The organism is Terriglobia bacterium, from assembly GCA_020073085.1.
Lineage (GTDB): Bacteria > Acidobacteriota > Terriglobia > JAIQFV01 > JAIQFV01 > JAIQFV01.
In genome coordinates, this window is the sequence record JAIQFV010000001.1 from 532397 (window position 1) to 554052 (window position 21656).

17 protein-coding genes are annotated in these 21656 nt (G+C 55.9%); 11 read left to right on the forward strand and 6 right to left on the reverse strand.

The features are described from left to right. The first annotated feature begins 247 nt into the window (after window positions 1-247). From LAO21_02080 to nagA, 9 genes are all read left to right on the forward strand, one after another. Window positions 248-2245: a diguanylate cyclase gene (locus LAO21_02080; protein MBZ5551480.1), complete on the forward strand. Its 1998-nt coding sequence runs from the start codon at window positions 248-250 to the stop codon at window positions 2243-2245. Between the two features lie 135 nt (window positions 2246-2380). Next, window positions 2381-3352, forward strand: a complete 972-nt coding sequence (locus LAO21_02085; protein MBZ5551481.1) for an ABC transporter permease — start codon at window positions 2381-2383, stop codon at window positions 3350-3352. A gap of 94 nt (window positions 3353-3446) precedes the next feature. Then, a complete protein-coding gene (locus LAO21_02090; protein MBZ5551482.1) occupies window positions 3447-4406 on the forward strand; it encodes an ABC transporter permease in 960 nt (319 codons plus the stop codon). Window positions 4407-4651: 245 nt separating this feature from the next. Continuing rightward, window positions 4652-5692: an SIS domain-containing protein gene (locus LAO21_02095; protein ID MBZ5551483.1), complete on the forward strand. Its 1041-nt coding sequence runs from the start codon at window positions 4652-4654 to the stop codon at window positions 5690-5692. 136 nt (window positions 5693-5828) lie between these two features. After that, the gene (locus tag LAO21_02100; GenBank protein MBZ5551484.1) at window positions 5829-6764 is read left to right on the forward strand and encodes a hypothetical protein; all 936 of its coding nucleotides are present in this window, start codon (window positions 5829-5831) and stop codon (window positions 6762-6764) included. Between the two features lie 151 nt (window positions 6765-6915). Continuing rightward, a complete protein-coding gene (locus LAO21_02105) occupies window positions 6916-8703 on the forward strand; it encodes a Na+:solute symporter (GenBank protein MBZ5551485.1) in 1788 nt (595 codons plus the stop codon). 108 nt (window positions 8704-8811) lie between these two features. Further along, complete coding sequence (locus LAO21_02110; protein MBZ5551486.1) at window positions 8812-9303, forward strand: hypothetical protein; 492 nt, start codon at window positions 8812-8814, stop codon at window positions 9301-9303. Between the two features lie 16 nt (window positions 9304-9319). Next, on the forward strand, window positions 9320-10243 hold the full coding sequence (gene murQ / locus LAO21_02115; protein ID MBZ5551487.1) for an N-acetylmuramic acid 6-phosphate etherase: 924 nt from the start codon (window positions 9320-9322) through the stop codon (window positions 10241-10243). A 59-nt stretch (window positions 10244-10302) separates the two neighbouring features. Further along, on the forward strand, window positions 10303-11472 hold the full coding sequence (gene nagA / locus LAO21_02120) for an N-acetylglucosamine-6-phosphate deacetylase (GenBank protein ID MBZ5551488.1): 1170 nt from the start codon (window positions 10303-10305) through the stop codon (window positions 11470-11472). Between the two features lie 181 nt (window positions 11473-11653). Here the strand turns inward: nagA and LAO21_02125 are convergent, their stop codons facing one another. The 3 genes from LAO21_02125 to LAO21_02135 all read right to left on the reverse strand — a co-directional run bounded on the left by LAO21_02125 (window position 11654) and on the right by LAO21_02135 (window position 16607). Continuing rightward, window positions 11654-12475, reverse strand: a complete 822-nt coding sequence (locus LAO21_02125) for an alpha/beta hydrolase (protein ID MBZ5551489.1) — start codon at window positions 12473-12475, stop codon at window positions 11654-11656. Between the two features lie 124 nt (window positions 12476-12599). After that, the gene (locus LAO21_02130; GenBank protein MBZ5551490.1) at window positions 12600-15899 is read right to left on the reverse strand and encodes a carboxypeptidase regulatory-like domain-containing protein; all 3300 of its coding nucleotides are present in this window, start codon (window positions 15897-15899) and stop codon (window positions 12600-12602) included. A gap of 93 nt (window positions 15900-15992) precedes the next feature. Next, window positions 15993-16607 (reverse strand): TetR/AcrR family transcriptional regulator, encoded by a 615-nt coding sequence (locus LAO21_02135; GenBank protein MBZ5551491.1) that lies wholly within the window; start codon window positions 16605-16607, stop codon window positions 15993-15995. A 370-nt stretch (window positions 16608-16977) separates the two neighbouring features. Here LAO21_02135 and murA point away from each other — a divergent pair, with 370 nt between their 5' ends. After that, complete coding sequence (gene murA, locus LAO21_02140) at window positions 16978-18249, forward strand: UDP-N-acetylglucosamine 1-carboxyvinyltransferase (GenBank protein MBZ5551492.1); 1272 nt, start codon at window positions 16978-16980, stop codon at window positions 18247-18249. A 101-nt stretch (window positions 18250-18350) separates the two neighbouring features. Here murA and LAO21_02145 read toward each other — a convergent pair whose 3' ends face one another. Both LAO21_02145 and LAO21_02150 read right to left on the reverse strand, forming a co-directional pair. After that, entirely contained in the window at window positions 18351-19151 is an 801-nt protein-coding gene (locus tag LAO21_02145; protein MBZ5551493.1) for an ATP-binding cassette domain-containing protein, read from the reverse strand. Between the two features lie 34 nt (window positions 19152-19185). Next, on the reverse strand, window positions 19186-19794 hold the full coding sequence (locus LAO21_02150; GenBank protein MBZ5551494.1) for a molybdenum cofactor guanylyltransferase: 609 nt from the start codon (window positions 19792-19794) through the stop codon (window positions 19186-19188). 150 nt (window positions 19795-19944) lie between these two features. On the opposite strand from LAO21_02150, the gene LAO21_02155 reads away from it, so the two are divergent. Then, entirely contained in the window at window positions 19945-20148 is a 204-nt protein-coding gene (locus LAO21_02155; protein MBZ5551495.1) for a hypothetical protein, read from the forward strand. 205 nt (window positions 20149-20353) lie between these two features. Here LAO21_02155 and LAO21_02160 read toward each other — a convergent pair whose 3' ends face one another. Continuing rightward, entirely contained in the window at window positions 20354-21562 is a 1209-nt protein-coding gene (locus LAO21_02160; protein ID MBZ5551496.1) for a thiolase family protein, read from the reverse strand. Window positions 21563-21656 lie beyond the last annotated feature (94 nt).

Here is a 21656-nt window from a genome sequence, read left to right on the forward strand (position 1 = left end):
GCTTCTGTTAGGAACACAAGAAACTATCTTGATCGCTGCAATCTGTGCCTTCACTGGGTATGCTGTACAGGTCAAGGAGTTTCGGACGCACCAGCTTGCCTTTAATGTTGGCAATCTAGTTGTTTGTGTGATGGTCGCATGCTATGCAATTCGAATTCTCAACGCCGATGTGTTTTGGTTCCGAAACAGCTTTCAGATACTCCCAATTATTACTGCAACTTCAATCTATTTTGTTCTCAATTCCTTCATGGTTGGCCTTGTCATTTCCCTTAGTGAATCGAAAGGATTTCGGCGCATTTGGCTGGAGAACTTCTACTGGACCGCTCCCAGTTTTTATGTGGGGGCATCCATCGCTTGGGCGCTGACGGTCTTTTATCAGCGGTATGGAATTGCCGTTATCTTCCTTGCTCTTCCCCCTCTGTACCTCACATATTTCACTCACAAGATGTACATGGCCCGTCTGGAAGAGAGTCATTTGCACCTGCGTGACATGGCCGATCTTCATTTGCGCACCATTGAAACTCTGGCCCTGGCCATTGATGCAAAAGACGAAACGACGCATCTGCATTTGCAACGGGTCCGCATCTTTGCGACGGGGCTTGGCAGGGCATTGAACCTGAGTGATGACGAACTCAATTCTATCAAGGCAGGGGCACTGCTTCATGATGTGGGCAAGCTGGCGGTGCCGGAATACATCCTCAACAAACCGGGGAGACTGACGCCGGAAGAATTTAACCGCATGAAGGTTCACCCTCTGGTCGGAGCAGAGATTCTCTCCGCAGTCAATTTCCCTTATCCTGTTGTGCCGGTGGTCCTGTGTCATCATGAAAGATACGATGGCACCGGATACCCAAACGGACTGGCAGGAGAAGAGATCCCTATTACAGCCCGCATCCTCTCTGTGGTGGATTGCTTCGATGCGCTTGCTTCAGATCGCCCCTACCGCCGGGCCTTGCCTCCCGAAGAGGCGATGAAATATATCCATGAACAGAAGGGAAAGGCATTCGATCCAAAGATCGTCGAACTCTTTGAGAGCCTTTATCCCACCCTTGAGCAAGAAGCCCGGGCTGCGGCGCTGGAAGCCCACCGGATCTCTGCCAATCTCCCCTCCTTTTCGCTCCAAACGAATCCCAAGGGGGCGCTGGCGCACCCGGCGACCGGATACAGCGAGACCACCCAGATCCATCATCTTCGAAACATCGCCGCTGCCAACCAAGAGGTTTATTCGCTGTATGAACTCATCCAAACGGTGGGCACCAGTCTCAATCTTGTTGAGACGTTGAACCTCATCGCCTCAAAAATCAGAAAGGTGATTCCCTGCGATTGTTGCGTTGCCTATTTGCGCCAGGACGAGACGCTTGTGCCCCAATACATAGACGGGAAGGAGAAAGAAACCTTCTCTGACCTTGCCATCCCTCTGGGAGAAGGAATTACCGGCTGGGTGGCTGAGAACAAACGGCCTCTGATCAATTCCAATCCGCTGGTGGAATTCGGGTACCTGGGCAATGCGGCGCGGTTCACTCTGATGCGGTCCGCCCTATCCGTGCCCCTTAAGGTGAATGAAGAGGTTCTCAGCGTCATCACTCTTTATGATGAAACCCCCAACAAGTTCGTGGGAGACAACCTTCGGGTGCTGGAGCTCATTGCTTCCAAGACCGCGCTCGCCATCAAGAATGCGATTACCTTTGAGCAAACCTATGAAAACTCCCTGACGGATGATTTGACCGGCCTTCCCAATTCGCGGCATATGTTCCTCAAGCTGGATGAGGAAATCGCGAGAGCCCGCCGAAACGGGACCGCCCTCACCGTTCTGGCTATGGACCTGAACTCCTTCAAGGAAGTGAATGACACTTTTGGACACTCCGTCGGCGACAAGGTGCTTCGCCAGATTGGGAAGTATTTGAGAAGTACACTGCGCGACTACGACTTTGTGGCCCGTCTCGGGGGAGACGAATTTATGGCTGCCCTGCCGGGACTTCTCGGAGAGGATATCAACAAGAAAATTCAACAGGTGCAAGCCGCCATCGAAGGGATTCAGTCCGAAAAACGGTTCGGCCGGTTTATTAAACTCTCGCTCAGCATCGGATCCGCCACTTTCCCCCAGGACGGAAACGACGCCGACACCTTGCTGTCTGTCGCCGACTCGCGCATGTACGCCAACAAATTCACGCAAAAGAAACGTCGCCAGCAGATTGAATTCGCCATGGATACTTCCGAAGAAGAGAGATCGTTTCCAATTCAATGAAACCGGCACCTTAAATTTAGCTCTTCCATTCAATGCAACAACTTTAGCCTGCGCGTCTCCTCCTCCGCGCAGGCTTTTTTTGATCCGCTCTTGTTTTCCGTTCATAATTCTCCAGACGCCCGATATAATCGCAGCATGCTCCGTCGACTCGCTCCCCGGATCCTTGCCTCTATCCCCCTCCTGTTCGGAGTCACCCTTCTTTCATTTCTGTTGATGCACACGGCCCAGGGCGATTTTCTTTCTTCGATGCAGTTGAATCCCCAGATTGATCCCGCCACAATTGAGACCGCACGTACAAAATTCGGGTTGAATCTCCCCTGGTACGTACAATACTTCAAATGGATTGCGCAAATCTCCCGGGGAAATTTCGGGTACTCGTTTGCCTATCAGCAGCCGGTCACCGAGATCATCGGATCGTATGTCGCCAACACGCTTTTACTTTCCGTCACTGCGCTTTTCCTCGCGTTGATTGCGGCATTGCCGTTGGGGATTCTCTGTGCTGTTAAAAGAAACTCGTGGATAGATCGGGCCGTCCATCTGGTCTCCTCGGTCGGTGTGTCGCTGCCCACGATCCTCCTCGCCCTCTTCGCTGTTCTGTTCGCAGCAAAGACGGGTTGGTTCCCCATCGGAGGCCGCGAGCGGCTGGATGCCGCAGAACTGGGTTGGTTCGCCCATGGCCGGGATCTGCTTCATCACCTTGTTCTGCCGGCCATGGTCCTGGCGGTCAATCCGGCCATTGTCTATTTTCGACAGACTCGCAGCAACCTCTCCGCCGTATTGGACGATCCGTTCATCATGACAGCACGTGCCAAAGGACTGGGGCCTCTTCACATTCTATTGCGTCATGCCATGCGCAATGCACTGAACCCCCTCATATCGCTTTTTGGGTTTTCAGTCGCAAACCTGCTAAATGGGGCCTTCCTTGTGGAGATCATTATGTCCTGGCCCGGCTTGGGTCGACTGACCTACGAGGCCCTTCTCAGTCGCGATTTATACCTTGTGATGGGTTCTCTTACATTGGCTTCACTGATGTTGATTGGGGGAAATTTGTTGGCTGACTTTTTGATGGCGTGGAATGATCCAAGGATAAAAGTCAGCTCTATGTAGTATTGTTCCACGGTGAGGTGACCGAAGTGACGGCAGGGCATTCATTCAAGACCCTTGGAACGAGGCACTTGTTATGGGAGCGGAACCTCCTGATATGAAGAGAACCCTCCTTTGGAATCAAAAAATGCTCTGGGGATCCGCCCTTCTCCTTCTCTTCATCCTGGTCGCCTTGGGTGCCGACTTTGTGGCGCCCTATCCCCCTTCCAATCAGTATCGGACGTCATTCAACTCGGCGCCCTTCTCGGACAGCGCGCGGGCCGACGGTGCTCCTCCGTCAATCCGTTTGTTTGTCGCCGCGGATTCATACCGATGGCTTGGATTTCTTCCATCGCGGCGGCACCTCTTCGGCTCTCAGGAGGGAAAGCCGATTTTCCTTCTTGGAAGCGACGAATTCGGACGTGATATCTTCTCACGCCTGGTCTTTGGGGCACGGATCTCGCTTCTCGTCGGTTTCCTCGGGGTTGCCATCTCTTTCTTCGTGGGGATGTTGCTGGGGGGAATCTCGGGGTTCGTGGGAGGTTGGATTGACCAGATGACCATGCGCGGTTCGGAGCTGTTCATGGCGCTGCCCGGCCTTTATCTGCTCCTGACCCTGCGATCCGTATTTCCCAAACAACTTTCCCCAACAGCGAGCTTTTTTCTAATCATCAGCATTCTCTCCCTGGTGAACTGGGGTTCGATTGCCCGCGTCATCCGCGGAATGGTTCTTTCGTTACGAGAAAACGATTTTGTCGAGGCAGCCCGGGCAGTGGGTGCTTCAAGAGCACGGGTCCTTACCCGGCATATCCTCCCCAACACTGCTCCTTTTCTGCTGACTCAAGCGTTGTTAAGCATTCCATATTACATTTTGGGCGAAATTGCCCTATCGTTCCTGGGATTGGGAATTCAAGAACCCAATCCAAGCTGGGGCAACATGCTGGCCTCAGCCCTGGATATCACCGCCCTCACGGAACGACCGTGGATTCTTGCGCCCGGTGCTGCCATCTTTTTGGTCGTGTTGGCCTTCAACCTATTTGGGGAAGGGTTGAACGACGCATTCAAGCCCAGAAGGTAGAGGCCTTCCGCCATCGACGGCATCCTTGATCATTTCTCCTTCCGGCCCGCCTGACAGGGTTTTAAGGCTGGACCCTTCAGGGAGGCGGTCTCCTTGTCGTTACTCGATTGTCCGGCCTCCAACCTCTTCACGGTTATTTTGTGCTACAATTCTCCCACTCCTGGGGTTTGCTGAATCCACGCAACTCAGATGCGCCTGGCCTTTCCGCCACGGCAGACTCGCCTGACTGAGGAGCAACCGCCTTAATGTCTTTGATGCTTCAGGAAATCGATGAGCAACCCGGCGTCCTCGAGCGCACTCTGAATGCAGAATGGAAACATGCCGAGCAGTTGAGCCGAGTTCTCGCGCGGCGGAGTCCTTCCTTGATTGTGCTGGTGGCTCGAGGAACCTCCGATAACGCCGCCCAATTTGGCCGGTACCTCCTGGAAATTACGACTGGGATCCCCGTGTCACTGGCGGCGCCTTCGGTCCACACGTTGTATCGGGCCAGACTACGCCTTTCCAATACGCTTGCGATTGGAATCTCTCAGTCCGGAGAATCTACCGACATTAACCTTACGATTCAGCACGCCAAAGAGTGCGGCGCCATGACCGTCGGGATCACCAATGATTCCCGGTCCACCCTGGCCTCCCTTGTGGACGAGATTTTTGTCACACGGGCTGGCCAGGAAAGAAGTGTGGCCGCGACTAAGACTTATACCGCCCAGCTCATGGTGCTTTACCTTTTGGCGGCTTGTCTTCGAGGATTTCCCGATGGGTGGAGCAAATCCCTGACGCGCATCCCCGGATGGACCGCACGATCCCTCTTATTAAAAGCGAGCATCCGCGAGATTGTGGAGCGATATCGTTTCATGCGTCAGTGTGCTGTGGTCGGCCGCGGCCTGAATTATGCCAATGCCTTTGAGCTGGCGATTAAGCTGATGGAAACCTGCTATGTTATGGCGGAGCGTTTTTCATCAGCAGATTTCCTCCATGGCCCGATCGCCATGGTGGAAGGAGGGTTCCCCGTCATTCTCTTTGCTGCGCCCGGAAAAGCTTTTCGCGACATGCTCAGGCTCACGCGTCGACTGATGCAATTAAAGGCCGAGACCGTTGTGATTTCCAGCGAGGCCCAGATCCTTAAGTTCGCTACGCGCGCATTGAAAATGCGAGACCGGATCGATGATCTCTATTCTCCAATCCCTTACATTGTTCCCGGCCAAATCTTCGCAGCTTTACTTGCGGAAACGAAAGGGCTGAGTCCGGACACCCCTCGATCGCTTAGCAAGATCACCCGAACAGTCTGATAAAGTTCAGGTGGGGCCTCAACCCGTGAAACAACTTGTTCGAAAACCAAGCCGATTGTATCGCAACGGTCTCCCATGAGATCGGAGGACTGCAAATCCCCGAACCCGGAAGCCACCAATCGGCAGAAGTGATCCTATGAAGATACTCATCGGAATTGACGGAGGCGGGACCAAGACAGAAGCGGCAGCCGCCACCGAGGGAGGGGAAATTATCGGCACGTTTGAAGCCGGGCCGTCGAACGTCTTCAAGGTTGACTTCGCCGCCTCTGCTGCGGCGCTCGAAAACGTGATTGAAGGTTCCTTAGCGAAAGCCCATGCCAGCCGGGCCGAGGTCGTCTCCATCTGTGCCGGTTTGGCTGGGGTCGATCGCCCTACCATCCAGAAGCAGATCACCGATATCCTGTACCGGATTGTCCCCATCGACAGGATCTCGGTGGTGGGCGACGCGACGACGGCACTGATGGGGGCCACGGAGGGGGAACCGGGAATGGTGGTCATTTCCGGCACCGGTTCCATCGCTTATGGCATGAACGCTCAGCGTCAACGCGCCCGTGCCGGTGGTTGGGGGCATATCGTCGATGACTTCGGAAGTGGCTATGACATCGTCCGGAATGCCTTCAACGAAGTCTTTCGGGCTCACGATGGGCTGGAACCTCCAACCCGTCTGACGCAAGCCTTCCTCGACACCCTTCATGCCGAAAATGTGGACAATCTGTTGATTGCGATCCACCGGGATTACACGACCGCCGGCAAAATCGCTTCCTTGTTCCCTCTTGTCCAGTCCGTCGCTGATGGCGGTGACATCATTGCCAACAAGCTTCTGGAACGGGCAGGGCATGATCTTTCTTCCACCGCAGAGGCCGTCGTGCGCAAACTGGACTTATACAACCAGGATTTCATTTGCGGAACGACGGGCGGAGTGTTTCAATCCAGCCGGCAGGTTCGAGATTCCTTCGCGTGGTATGTTCACCGGTTCGCCCCTCGCGCCAATGTCTGTTTTCCCAGGAAGTCAGCCGTGGAGGGAGCCCTCATGCTCGCGAGGGCAAATTTTCAAGGCAGAAGGATGTTCTAGCCCCTTTCGTCGCCCCACCTCCTGGTCGCTCTTGTCTCAGACCAAAGCCAAGGAGGGCCATCTCGACACTTCAGGGAGCGACTCACGGGAAATGGTTGAGGTGGACTCAGAAGGGCCTTGCTCCCAAATCTGAATTTATTGGAGACTTCGCTTGCAACTCACATGGATTGACTGGCTCGCCATCGCGGCCTATTTTTTATTCAATATTCTCATCGGCCTCTATTACCGCAAGCGTGCGACGGGTTCGACCGAAGACTTCTTCATCAGTGGCCGCAATGTGTCCTGGTGGCTGGCAGGGACCTCCATGGTGGCCACCACGTTCGCCGCGGATACTCCCCTGGCGGTCACCGGGATGGTGGCCAGCTACGGAATCGCAGGGAATTGGCTGTGGTGGAGCATGCTGATGAGTGGCATGCTGACGGTGTTTTTTTATGCCCGGCTGTGGCGCCGGGCCGGCGTGCTCACAGATGTCGAATTTGCAGAGATTCGGTACAGCGGCAAACCAGCGGCCTTCCTCCGGGGATTTCGATCCCTTTACCTCGGGCTGCCCATCAACTGCATCATCATGGGATGGGTCAATCTCGCCATGGTCAAGATCCTGATGATCATCTTTGGCGTCACCAAGCTTCATGCCCTCATGCTCGTCTTTGCGATCATGTTGGTCACCGCGATGATTTCGACGCTCTCAGGGCTTTGGGGCGTGCTGGTCATGGATCTCTTCCAATTTGTCTTGAAGATGGGCATGGTCATCATCCTGGCCTATTTCTCTGTCAAGGCGGTTGGGGGCATGGGCGCGCTGAAGGAGAAGCTGATGGCGCTGGACGCGGCGAAGGAAGCGACCAGCGGGGGACAAGGTTCGATTCTCTCGTTCCTGCCGACCGTCGGGTCTCCGTGGATGCCAATGATCACTTTTTTTGTTTACATCGCCATCAATTGGTGGGCGACATGGTATCCCGGCGCAGAACCGGGGGGCGGAGGTTACATTGCCCAGCGGATTTTTTGTGCCAAGGATGAGAAGAACTCGCTGCTGGCGACCCTCTGGTTCAACATCGCCCATTACGCAATGCGGCCTTGGCCGTGGATTTTGACCGCCCTGTGCTCGCTGGTTCTTTACCCCACCCTGGTTGACAAGGAATCCGGGTTCATCAAGACCATCGTCGATCCCAACGTATTTCCGGTGGCCCTGCGAGGGGTGATGATCGCCGCTTTTGCCGCGGCTTATATGTCCACCATTGGAACACAACTCAACTGGGGCGCCTCGTACCTGGTCAATGACTTCTACAAACGCTTCTTGCTAAAAGGACGACACGAGAAGCATTATGTCCGGATCTCCCAGGCGACCACGATCCTGATTATGGTAATTTCCTGTGTCGTCACTTACTACCAGGACTCGATCTCGGGGGCGTGGAAATTTCTGATTGCCATCGGGGCGGGGACCGGCAGCGTTTACATCCTTCGCTGGTTCTGGTGGCGCATCAATGCCTGGAGCGAGGTCGCGGCGATGGCAACCTCGTTTTTCGTGTCGCTCATGCTGCAGTTCTACTTTAAACTGAGCAGTGACAACCCCCGCGACTTTGCCTGGATCGTTATCATTACAGTCGCTTGTTCAACCACCGTTTGGCTGGCAGTGACGCTGATGACCGCCTCTGAAAAGAAAGAGACCTTGCTTTCGTTTTATCGACGCGTTCGACCAAGCGCTGCCTTGTGGGGGCCGATCGCCTCTGAGGCCGCCGACGTAATCCCCAGTCATGATGCCTTTTTCAATTTCCTCGACTGGATCTCAGGTTGCGTCCTCGTGTATATGACCCTGTTCGGCGTCGGAAAGATTATCTTCGGGCAAACGGGAACCGGCATGGTGTTTCTTGTGATCGCTGCCGCCGCAGGATATGTCATCTATTGGGACCTCAACCGCCGAGGTTGGAAAACGGTCCTCGAGTAGGCTCACTTTGTTGGGCCCTCGATGAGCCCTCAAGGAGGCGGTTCGGAGGGGCAGCACGATATCGGGTTCCAAGAACCGACCCGGCCGGTCGGTGGCGGCTTGAATCGAATGAGCATTTCTTCAGAAAAATCTGTGCCGAACCCCGTCCGCCTGTTCCGCTCAGCAACGGGGCTGACCGATCTCTTGCACGTGTTATCGATTGCGGCGCCGCTCTTCCTGATTTTGCTGGGAGCCTATATAATCTATGGAAACCTTATCGCCGACTCTGTTGCCCGGACCGCCGTGTTGGTGGCGATCTTGGCTGTCGTCGCAGCCCTGGCGCCCGTGGGAAGCCGCCTCAAACATGTCGACATCACGGAAAACGGCTTGCGGGTGCTCTCCTCCCACATCCCGCCTTATGACATCGCTTTCGCGGATATCGAGCGGATTTCCATGGTGCCGGTGTTTGGTATTGTGAAGCTGAAAGTGAGTGCATCGGAAACCTTGCCGAGTGACTCGGTTTGGATCATCCTTGAAACACCTGATGGAAGGACCAGGCAAGAGGTTCTAGAGGAATTCCGGGGGTTCTTACAGGGGCACCTCGGAGCTTCCGGCCTTTAAAGATCTCAATTGACCCGTGAGAAACAAAAAAGACTTCAACCGACTAACGACAGAAGCCCGCAATCCAAGAACGCGGCAACTTGACGTTCTGCCGACGCGACAGCTTGTTGAACTGATCAACCGCGAGGATCATAACGTCGCCAAAGCCGTGGGGCGCTCTGTGGCTCAGCTCACGCGCGCTGTAGAGATAATCTCGAGCCAGGTGGCGAAGGGGGGACGTTTGATTTACATCGGGGCGGGCACCAGCGGGAGGATTGGAATCCTTGATGCCGTTGAATGCGCTCCTACCTTTAACACCGATCCGGACCAAATCCAGGGGATGATCGCGGGCGGATTTGATGCTTGCTATCGCGCCATTGAGGCGAACGAGGATGATGCGGATGCAGGGGCCCGTGACCTGCTCAAGAAGGGGGTCTCCGCACGGGATATCGTGGTGGGAATTGCCGCGAGTGGGCGGACCCCCTACACCTGTGGGGCGTTGCGGTTTGCCAACTCCATGGGTGCGAAAACCATCGCCGTGGTCAACAACCCGCGCTCCGAGATGAAGAAGATCGCCGACCTCACCATTGAAGCCCTCACAGGCCCGGAGGCCCTGACGGGATCAACCCGCATGAAAGCGGGCACAGCCCAAAAAATGATTTGTAATATCCTTACGACCGCCACCATGGTTCGGCTCGGCGCTGCCTATTCGAACCTGATGATTAATGTCCACATGAAGAACGAGAAGTTGCTGAACCGCGGTCTGACGATCTTGCACGAAATCACCGGGGCCGGTGAGCCAGAGGCTCGCAAAGCGGTGGCCTCGGCTCGAGGTGACCTGAAAATCGCAGCCGTTATGCTCGCACGAAAGTGCAACGCTGCCCAGGCCCGAGACCTCCTGAACGGAAGAGAGGGAAACCTGCGGAAGGCGCTTGAGAAAACCACGCCTGCAAAGAAGTGACTGCGGGCACCCGACCCCAGTTGGACTCATTATTATCTGACGAGAGCGACTGAAAAATTATGCTGACTGCCATTCGAACAAAGTCCGTGACAACGCCACGGGAAGAAATCCAGGAGGCCGTGATTCTGGTCGAGGGGGGGGTTGTCAAGCGGGTGGCCTCCAGAGCGGATCTGGAAATCCCGGCGGAAGCAAGCATCGTAGACGCACCGGACACCACTGTTGTGCCGGGTTTTCTCGACATCCATGTGCATGGCGGTGCGGGACATGATGTGATGCACTCTTTCGACGAATCGCTTTCGGCCGTTGCGACTTCCCTCTTCCGCCACGGCACGACGGCATTCTATCCGACCACGGTAACCGCCTCGAGGGACCAGACCCTCCGGGCGGTCGAGTTTCTGGGCCAGGCCATTAAGCGGATTGAGGCCGGAGAGTTTCCCGGACAGAATCGGGAACCGATGGCCCTCCCATTGGGCATCCATCTCGAAGGGCCTTTCATCAGTACGGCCAAACCGGGGACCCATCCGGCTCAACACATTGCTGCGCCTTCCAAGGAGTTTCTCAACGACCTGCTCGATGCCTCCGACGAACGCATCGAACTCCTCACGGTCGCTCCGGAGGCCGAGGGAGCGGTTGAATTCATACGTTATGCAAGATCGTTGGATCTCAAAATCGGTTTGGGTCACAGCAACGCCACCTTTGAGGAGACGGAAAGGGCCATCAATGCCGGCGCCACCCACGCCGTCCACTTGTTCAATGCGATGCGACCCTGGAATCATCGCGACCCGGGAATTGTGGGGGCCGCCCTGGCTGATCCGCGCCTGTCGTGTGAGGTCATTGCCGACGGGATCCATGTCCATCCACTGAATGTCCAAATTGCCTTTCGACAAAAGTCCTATGAGAGGATACTGGGGATTACGGATGCCACCAGTGCCACCGGCATGCCAGATGGACGTTATCAATTGGCGGGATTTGAAATCGAAGTCAAAGCCGGCGTTTGCCTCGGCCCGGACGGCCAGCTGGCGGGATCAACCCTTACACAGGATCGGGTAGTGAAGCATTTTGTCGATTGGCATTGCTGTAATTTCCGGGAGGCCATCCAGACCACCACTCTGAACATCGCCCACCTCATGGGAATCGAGGCCCACCACGGACGAATCGCCGAGGGGTCGCTGGCACGATTCAATTTTTATGACGAAAATCTGAAGTTCGTGGGAGCAAAGATCTTCTAGTCCATTTCCGCGAGCATTCATCCCCCCACCGTCCACCGGCGTGAGCGCGATGGTCGCAAATCATCCGTTCCTTAACTCTACTCCCTGGACAAATTGGAAGTGGAGTCCGGCCACCGGACTTGAGCTCCGTCGAGCCGTTGTCTCCGGTCGTCTTTTGAATAGGAATCCGGGGGTCCAAGCGCTAGCTTGCAGGTCGTCTGGCGACGGGGGTCGAATCCAGAAATTCAATCACCGCCTGGTTGAATTCCTCAGGATATTCGATGGGGACGTGGTGTCCGGCGTTGGCAAACACCTTCAACCGGGAGTTTGGAATCATCTGGTGGAGACGCCTGGAATTGTCAGGCGAAATGATGCGGTCCTCGCTTCCCGCAATAATCAAAGTCGGAATTCTCAGGGAAGGCAGCCGATCTTCACTGACGTATCCTACGGCGGAAAGCAACTGTCGGAAGTAGGCAAACCGGGGGGGCCGCGACTGTCGCTTGAACTCCACCAATGCGGCAACGCGATCTGGGTGCCGCTCGGCAAATCCGGGAGCTGTTCCGTAAGCGATCTCGAGCCGGGAGATCTCATCGCTCACGCTTTCCTGATACTCCGCCAGATAGGCGAGCGTCTCCGGATCGGGCTGGGCAGCCGTGGCACCCCCATAAAGGGTGGAGCAAAGAATCAGATGCGTCACCCGGTCGGGATGGGACAGCGCCACTTCCTGCGCGATGATCCCCCCCATGGAGATGCCCAGAACGCTGGTCTGAGGTATTTTTAGTGCATCCAGCAGGCCCACCGCATCGTCGGCAAACATTTTCATCGAATACGGAATGTCAGGCTTCGCAGATTGACCCGATCCACGATTGTCGAAGGTAATGACCCGGAAGTAACCCTTTAGCCCGGCGACCTGCCAATGCCACATCGGCGTGGCATAGCTCAGGCCCTGAATAAGGACCAGCGGCTCTCCTGCACCGTGCTCCTCGTAATAAATCTCAATGCCGTTGCCCTTAATGGTTGGCAAGACCGGCCTTTCCTGGAAGTCACCAATTGAAGGGTTCGACAGAAGAAGGTAAAAATCCCTCGACGCCCCAAAACAAAAAAGGGACAGGCTTTCTCAATGGCCAGAAGCCTGCCCCTCAACTCGCTCAGAAAGAAAATTTCAATGCAAATTGGATAACCCGGGGCCCTGCGCTGGAAGATGTTATCGTGCCAAACGTTCCGGGCACGAGGGTATTGTTGTTGGGGAGCGCGAAGTTCACCGTGTTGAAGACATTGAAAAACTCTGTGCGGAACTCGAGCTTCGTTTTCTCGCTGACCGGCACGAATTTGATGAGGCTGAAATCGACGTTGCGTTGATCAGGACCGATGATGATGTTGCGTCCGGACGTCCCAAACGGTGGAGTGTTTGTGCACGTGGGAGAGAAAACCGAAGTGTTGAAAAAGCGATTGAGCCGATCGTTGACGGAGCCCGATAACCCGACCGATCCTGAGGAGAGAAGATCCGCCCGATTGAAAAGGGCCGAGCCAGAGGCGCACACTGCCGAGAATGGGATGCCCGACTGGAGGGTGACAATTCCAGAGATTTCCCAGTCATTGACTACCGTCTTTGCAAATCGTGAACTCCCGCCATAGAACTTGGGCAGATCGTACACCCCGCTGAGAACGAAGCGGTTTCTGCGGTCAAAGTCGGAGAGAGCACGCTGTGAGTTGCGGTTCTGCTGATCCCCGGGCAGCCCGATCAGTTCGTTCGTCGCCGCCCCCGATACATCATCAATCGACTTGGAATAAGTGTAAGAAGCAAGGAATTGAAGGCCACTGCTGAACCGCTTCATCACACTCGCCTGCAACGAGTCATAATGGGCGTCCGCAGTCGTTTCGGCACTCTGCAACCCGTTCAGGGCTTTGTTATTCGAGAAGCCGGAACCGGTGAACGGGGCCGTTTCACTGGCACCCTGGTTGAAAGTGAATACGTTTATGAGCTTTGTCCCTTTCGAACCCACATATCCAATATCAACCAGCCAGTTCTTCAATGGCTCCCACTGGAAGCCAAGATTGTACTGATAGACGTAAGGGGTGCGGAAATTTGGATCTACATAGAGTCCGCTGATGGGGGTTCGAACGGTCGGGAGTGGAATTCCGCCAAATGAGAATGGAATCGGCGAAGGAATCGTTGCAGGGTTAATCGGGAAAGAGAGGGTCGTCAAATTTGGAAAGGGATTTGCGAACGATCCCAGTCCCAGCCCGACAACGTCAAAAGGATAATTGAATATCTGGAGGTTGGCGATGCGCGTGGAGAAACGGTCAAAGTAAACCCCGAAGCCCCCTCGAAGGACGAAATTCTTGCCAACTGAGGGTTTCCAAGCAAAGCCAAACCGCGGCGCAGCATTCCAGTCGTTCGGGTTTAGGGTGTCTCCAGGCTTCAAGGTCGCAAAACCATTCGGCGGACTGCAGGGCTTGGCAATGGTGCAAGGCAATGTGTTGTGGGCAAACGCATTCACATCAAAATTGACCAGTCGGCCACGGACTTCGCTGATGCCGCCGTTGAGGCCCACGCGGAATCCTGCATTGATTGTCAAACTGTCAGAAACGCGAAAATCGTCCTGCACAAACCAGGCGAGATCCGTCGCCCGCATCCCGCGGTCGGGGACACCATTGCCTAGCAACCCGAAGGCAATATTGCCCGCCAGAAAATCGCGGAACGAATTAAAGTTGATCTGGCCTCGTGAGAAAAAGTTGAAGAAGAAATCCACATGATACCGCCGAACATCCCCTCCGAACTTGAGGAGATGCCGCCCCCGCGTATAAGACAGGGTGTCCGACCAAGTAAAGGTCTCGGTTGTCGATCGCTGGTCGGCCAATGTCGTGGAGCCCACTGAGAATAGGCCCAGCACCTGGATCGTTGCCAAACCGGGGAACTGAGCGGCGAGCGGATTGTTGATCCCAAACTGCGAATTGGTAAACGGCTCTTGCGGGCTCGAGGGTCCGTTGATACGGCTGAATCCAAAGCGGGCTTCGTTGATAACCTGCGAGCTGAAGATGTGCGTATCAGCAATCGAAAATACACGGTTACGAAACTCAATATTCCCGCCGTAGCCTGGCAACTGCTGGGGGTTGCTGCCCACAAAACTGAACAAGGACTGAAATTGGGGGGTGTTCGAAAAAAAGAATTTGCCCGAGAGTTTGTTGTTGGCCGTCAGGGCTTGATCGATGTTTATGTTGATTTGATCTTCACGGAATCGCGACACCCCGCTGAGGGGAGTGCTGATCAAACTCGTCGCCGTGGCTCCCTGTCCAGCCGCACTTGGGATCGCAAATTGACCGTTGGGCAATTTTGCCTGAAGGAGCGCGCGACTAATGGGGCTAAGTGTGATTGCAGGGTTTGGAGGGGGCAGCTGTGCTGAAAACTGAGCGGTCAGCGCGTTAAGTGCGGCATCGCTCCGGTCATTTGTCAGGCCGGAGGGAATGTTGGGGAAGGTCAAACTATTGTTTAAGGAGGCCCCATTCCGCTCACGCGTTCCCTGGTATGAGAAAAAGAAGAAGGTCTTGTCTTTAACGATGGGACCGCCCAGCGTGCCGCCAAATTGATTGCGCGTTAGAATCGGGCGAGGCCGTCCCTTGGCGTTGAGGAAGAAATCGTTAGCGTTCAACACCCGGTTGCGCAGGAATTCATACACATTCCCATGGAATGAATTGGAGCCGGATTTGGTGACTGCAGCGACATTACCGCCGCTGTTGCGACCTTGGGAGGCATCGTACATGGAAGTCTGTACAATGAACTCTTGAATGGCATCTGGGGCTGGAACCGAGACGTTCGGGGTCGAGTTCGTCCCGGGACTGTTGACCTCCGTGCCGTTTACCACCACATTATTGCTGGTGCTGCGCTGACCGTTCACTGAGATGTTGGAGTCGCCTCGGCCGAGCTCGGTATTGTTCGACAACGAAGCGCTCGTTCCGGGAGAAAGAGTCAACAACTGTTGGAAATTGCGGGTGGGCAGCGGCAACTGGCGGATGGTGGATTCCTCGATGACGCGGCCTTCGGTTGGCGTGGAAGTCTGCAGGATGTCCGCATTCGCCGTTACGGTAACGGTTTCCTGAGTTTGAGACACCTCCAGTTGAACGTCGAGGTCGCGCACTTCCGTGACCGCCACCTTGACGCCTTCGATCTTCTTGGTGGTGAACCCTTTCAGCGAAAATTCGGCGGTGTACGATCCCGGGCGGAGCAGAGCCGCCACATAATTTCCGGTCGCATCCGTCGTCAAAGCACGACGTTCCCCGGATTCGGAGATCAAGACGACGCTCACACCCGGGATGACAGCGCCCGTCGCGTCGGTCACCACCCCGCGCAGGGTTCCTGTGGTCGCCTGCGCCCACAGTGAGGAGCCGGCTAGCCCTGCCAGAACCAGCGTCACAGCCAGCAAGGAAATCATCATTCTTCTTATGCTCATAACGTCCTCCTGAATAGACCACTTTGCGGAGCGGCCCTTCTGAAATTGACCTCAGCCTGTGGTTCTGCGGCTCACCTCGAAACTCATCCCCTGTCAACAGCCCTGAAGCCGCCTGTAGAAATCCGAAAATGTGTCAATCACCTGCTCGTCATTCATTCCCAGGTGATGCGAGCCGCGAAACAGTCGCTCCACCAGGAAATAATTAAAAAACTGCATCCACATGGAGGCGAAGACGACGGCCGGATCCGCCCGGTCCTTTCCTCGTCGGCGACTCCCTTTTGCAAATTCCTGGGCGTACTGCCGCCGGAAGAGGTCCGTCAACCCCGGAAAAAACTTCTTGAAATGCCGGTTTCCGAATTCCGTCACGTCCACATACATCAGCAACCAGAAATCGCCGTGCCGGTACACCAGATCCCGGATCCTCCGGGCCATGGCCTTCACCTGGCCTGCCTCGAAAGGATCGTCGACCGAATCGAGCAGTTTCTGCCTCTCCCGGTTCATCACGACCGCGTAGTGATTGACGATCGAGGTGAACAGTTCATCCTTCGTCCGGTAATAATTGTAAATGTTCCCGAGGGACACCCGGGACCGCTGGGCGATCTGGCGCATGGACGTTCCGTGAAAACCCTGCGCGCAGAACAATCTCAGCGCCACCTGTTCGATTTTTTCTCGATTCGCATCAATGACCGTGGGATGGAGCTTGGGCATGTGCTTCCCTCTGGACGGGATCAACCCTCAGGATGAGATGCGGCGATTTCAGGTGCACTCAACAAAAATGAACGTTTGTTTTTTAATAATTTTCTCGCTTCTTGTCAAGTCTTTTCTGAGCTTGTGAATTGTAGACACATCAAAGAGCCCTTCAGGACCTGAACCGGCGCGCGCGGGGACAGCTCAGGGCCGAGGGAGCCGCACCATGCTACGGCGTCGCTCCCCGCTGGGCTCTTCCCTCACACCGCCGGTGGCTGCCCTCCCCGGGGCTTCAGTCGTGGTCTGACGACGGCTATCGACGGCGGTCCTTGGCTGCCCACGACCGGCTGTGGTACCATCGCGCCGCAAAGGGAAAGGAATTGAAACCGCTATGGATCAACTTCGGATTGGGGGTGGCACTCCTCTTCGGGGGACGGTGACGATCGGTGGGGCGAAGAACGCCGCGCTTCCAGCCATGGCTGCGGCACTTCTGACTCCGGAAGAGGTCCGCCTCGAGAATCTGCCTCACGTGTGGGACATTCGAACGCTCCGGCGGCTCCTCGAAGTCATGGGGGCTGAGATCTCCGCCCGCGAAGATCTGGCCGCCCACCGCTGTTCGATCCGCGCTGAACGACTCTCCTCCCTGGAAGCCCCCTACGACCTCGTCAAGACCATGCGCGCCTCCGTGCTCGTCCTGGGACCGCTGGTCGCCCGCTTTGGCCATGCCCGGGTCTCCTTGCCGGGAGGGTGTGCCATCGGCGCCCGGCCCATCGATCTGCATATCAAGGCGTTGCGGAAGCTCGGAGCCAGAATTTCCACTTCTCACGGCTACGTGGTGGCCAAGGCCGACTCCCTGCATGGAGCGGACATCTATTTCGATAAAATCACCGTCACCGGGACCGAAAATATCATGATGGCGGCGACGCTGGCCAAAGGCAAGACCACCTTGCGGAATGTGGCGCGCGAGCCTGAAATTGTGGACCTAGCCGCTCTCTTGATCGCGATGGGGGCCCGGATTGAGGGCGCGGGAACAGACACGATCCTCATCGAAGGGGTCGAATCCCTCCACGGGGCCACCCACCAGATTATTCCGGATCGCATCGAAGCCGGCACTTTCCTGATCGCGGCCGCCATCACGGGAGGCGACGTGACCCTCCGCAATTGCAACGCTTCCCACCTGACCTCGGTGGTGGGAAAACTCATTGAAGCCGGGGTACGCATTGAGATCCCCGATTCCACCACCATCCATTACTGCAATCATACCTCGGTGCGGGCCGTGGATCTGACCACGTATGAGTATCCCGGCTTTGCCACCGATCTGCAGGCCCAGTTCATGGCCCTGATGACGCAGGCTCAAGGCAGTTCCATCATCACGGAAACGATCTTTGAAAACCGCTTCCTGCATGCCTTGGAGCTCATCCGGATGGGGGCCGATATTTCCATCGATGGCCGCCGCGCTATCGTTCGCGGACCAACCCCCTTGAGCGGCGCCAACGTGATCGCCTCCGATCTGCGCGCCTCTGCCTCCCTGGTGCTCGCTGCCCTCGCAGCCCAGGGAGAGACCGTGATCGACCGCATTTACCATCTTGACCGCGGTTATGAACAGATTGAGGAGAAACTTTCCGCTTTGGGGGCAAAGGTAGAACGGTTGACAAGCGCTTAGCGCGTCCACTTGGGAGCACAAACGCAACTCCACCTCTCCAATTCTGGTGGATATCCCGGTGCTTCTTGTGTTTCCTTGGAGATGATTACAGATTCGGTCTTCTACAACGTACCGGCCTCGAGCGCCACCACGTGATCGCGCATCACGAATTCGTGGACGAGCGGATCGCGTGACGCAAAGAACTCGTCGCGTGTCCCGAGAAAATGGACGCGACCCTCCTCCAGAAGGACCACCCGCTCCGCCACTCGCCGGGTCAATTTCAAATCATGCGTGACCACGACCGCGGTCAATTTGTATTGATCATGGAGGCGTTGAATCAGCCGAGCGACGAGCTGCGATTGGATTGGATCGACCATGGTGGTCGGCTCGTCATAGAGGATGGCCTCCGGCTCCGCTGCCAGGGCCCGGGCGATCGCGACACAGCGTTTATGGCCGGTGGACAGGTCCTTCGGGTAAAGGTCCACGAGATCCTCAAGGTCCACCATCTTCAAGAACCGGATGGCTTCGCGTCGCGTCTCCTCATCGCTGAGGGGATGTTTTTCATTCACGGCGAAGGTTACGTTTTCTGCAACCGACAGGGAATCAAATAAGCCTCCCGACTGGAACACCAGCGAGATACACCGTCGCAACGAGGTCAACTGCCGCTCATCCATGGCCACGATGTCCTGCCCCTTGACGTTGATCTTGCCCCGGTCGGGCTTCATGAATCCCACCATGTGCATCAGGGTCACACTCTTGCCCACCCCGCTGCGACCCAGGATCGCCAGGGTCTCCCCTTTGCGCAGGTCGAAGGACACGTCGATCAGGACCTTCTTTTCGTCGAAGGACTTGTAGACGTGCTCGAACTGTATGAAGGGGGTCTCGCCCTCAACCCTCAACATTGACTGATCCGTTTCACTCATGAGGATGCAACCGCGGCTATCCGGTCTCTTGGCCTCAACTTTCTTTTCTTGCAGCCAGCAGTTCTTCGGGAGTATTTACGTTTGTAAAAATCTTGAAATCAGGAGAGAAGTGCCTGATTTCACCCGTGCCGATGACCCGCAACTTCCCGAGGGAATCATAAAAAGAGCTCACCTTGTACCGCTTGGCCGCAATCGAGGATTCCACCGCGGGTAGGCAAGCCCGGGAATACACCGTGCAGAGCGGTTGGTATTCTCCTGACCCGTCCACCGGCACGGCGATGTCGGGCTTTTCGACCATGGCAGCGCCTACCAGATAGCGGAGAAATCTCTCCGTCATGAATGGCAAATCACAGGCAAGAAAAAGGGCGTACTCGTGCTTCGAGTGACGCAGCCCCGTGAGAATTCCCCCCAGGGGACCGCACGGCTCCACCGCGTCTTCAATGATCTCGACGTCCAGACCCAGACTGGCGTACCGCTCCTTCGGCCCTATCAATGTGCAGCTTTCGCACACCGATTTCAAAAGTCCCACCGAACGCGCCATCAAGGTTTGTCCGCTCACCTCGATCAAGGCCTTGTCTTCACCCATCCGGGAGCTTCTTCCACCGGCCAGCAGAAAGCCTGCTATGGGATAAATGGATGCCATCGTGCTATCCTCCGCAACCGTCCACATAGACCCGCGATCATGACCCCTTTTCGTCTCCGCTCGCCCATCGACCACGGGGTGGATTCCAACGCGTCTCGCGCCCAAAAATGATCTATAATATGAGAGATTAAAACTGCGGGCACATAAACTATGAACACGCTGATCAAAAAACTCAAATCATGTCGCTTTTCCAAGGCCGCCGAAGCCCCGAAGCGGGACGAACCCTTTCATGATACGCGTCACCACTGCGATCACCCGAAAATGCGGGTGGACTGGACCCTTGAGAAATGTGGTGACTGCACGGTCTACGAGCCCGTACCCAAACCCGATCCGTTGCACTCCTCGAAGCATTGAGCATTCCCAGAAGTCTGAGGGCAACATCGTCGACTGGCCTCTCTGGCATGAACTCAATTTGGGCTGCGAACGAGTTGTAGGGCCGGGATGCCGGTGCGCGTCCGATCAATTCAAGCCATCACCACTCTCGCGAGAGAGATCCTGGCGGGGAACCATGCACGCCATGACCCTCGGATGGACAGCGCCCAGCCTGTTCGGTTCCAGGTCACGCCGCTGGCTTCAGGACAGTGCACACGGACGCGCAAATGGGTCCGCCGATGTTGAATGTGGCAGCGGCCTTCGCATTCTTCACCTGCAATTCCGCTGGAACCTTGCCGAGAAGTTGTTGCGCAGCCCAACCGACCATCGCCACGCCGGTCGCTCCGACCGGGTGACCCTTGGCGATGAGTCCGCCCGAAGTGTTGATCCCGCACTCCCCATCCACCCTCGCTTTGCCTTCGACCCAGTATTGGGCCCCTTTGCCATAGGCGGCCTTGCCGATCACTTCAGTCCCGATGGCGCCCATGACGGTGAAGCAATCATGAATCTCGGCCACGTTCACATCCGATGGAGTGATCCGCGCCATGGCATAGGCTTTTCCCATCGCCGCGAAGGCACCCGCCGGCTTGAGAACATCACGCCCCTCTTTTTTGAGGGGATCCGTGGCTTGGGCGTATCCGGCGATTTCAACGCAGCTTGAACGGGGGACGCCCAGTCTCTTCAGTCCTTCTTCAGTCGCCAGGATCATGGCCGCATAACCGTCTGTAATCTGGGAGCAGTCGTAGGTCTTCAACGGGAGACCCTCGACGACATAGCGGTTGATCCCTTCGATCTTCATGGCCTGATCCAGAGTTATCTGGACTCTCTGCATTTGGGCATAGGGATTGTGCCTGGCGTTTCCATACTCATTCACCGCGATCTGGGCCAGGGCTTCCTCGCTGACCTGGTGAACCTTCATATAGCAGTGCATAACTTCCGCAAAGATGTGAGGAAAAATGAAAACCTTTCCCTCCCGCTCGTCAGGATGCGAAAAGTATCCCAGAACCTCCCCGATGAGCTTGCCATCCATTTTCCCTTCGGCATCGCGCATTTTTTCATACCCCACAGCGGCGCCCACTTCACCCAGTCCCAGTTGGAGCTTCTGGATGACCGAAAGAATCGCCTGACCACCGGTGGCACAGGCGTTTTCGACCGCTTCGATCGGTTTTCCTTCCATTCCGGGGACGCTCGCCATCAGCCCGGCCAAGAGTCCCTGCTTGTTCAGCGAGAAATTACAGGCCGCGCCTATGGAGCCCACATCCAAGCTCGAGGCTTCCACCCCGATCGCCTGGCACACCCCCTCGACAGAATTCCTGACGATCTCAGGGACCGTCATGCCCATAAGCTTCCCGAACTTTGATTGATGGTACGCCGCAATGTAAATGGGTTTTAACATAATGCCTCACTCTCCTCGTTTTATTGACCAGAAACAATAATGAATGCCTCGCAGCCGTATTCTAGTCCAAATCCTCGAAAATCGTTAGATGCGC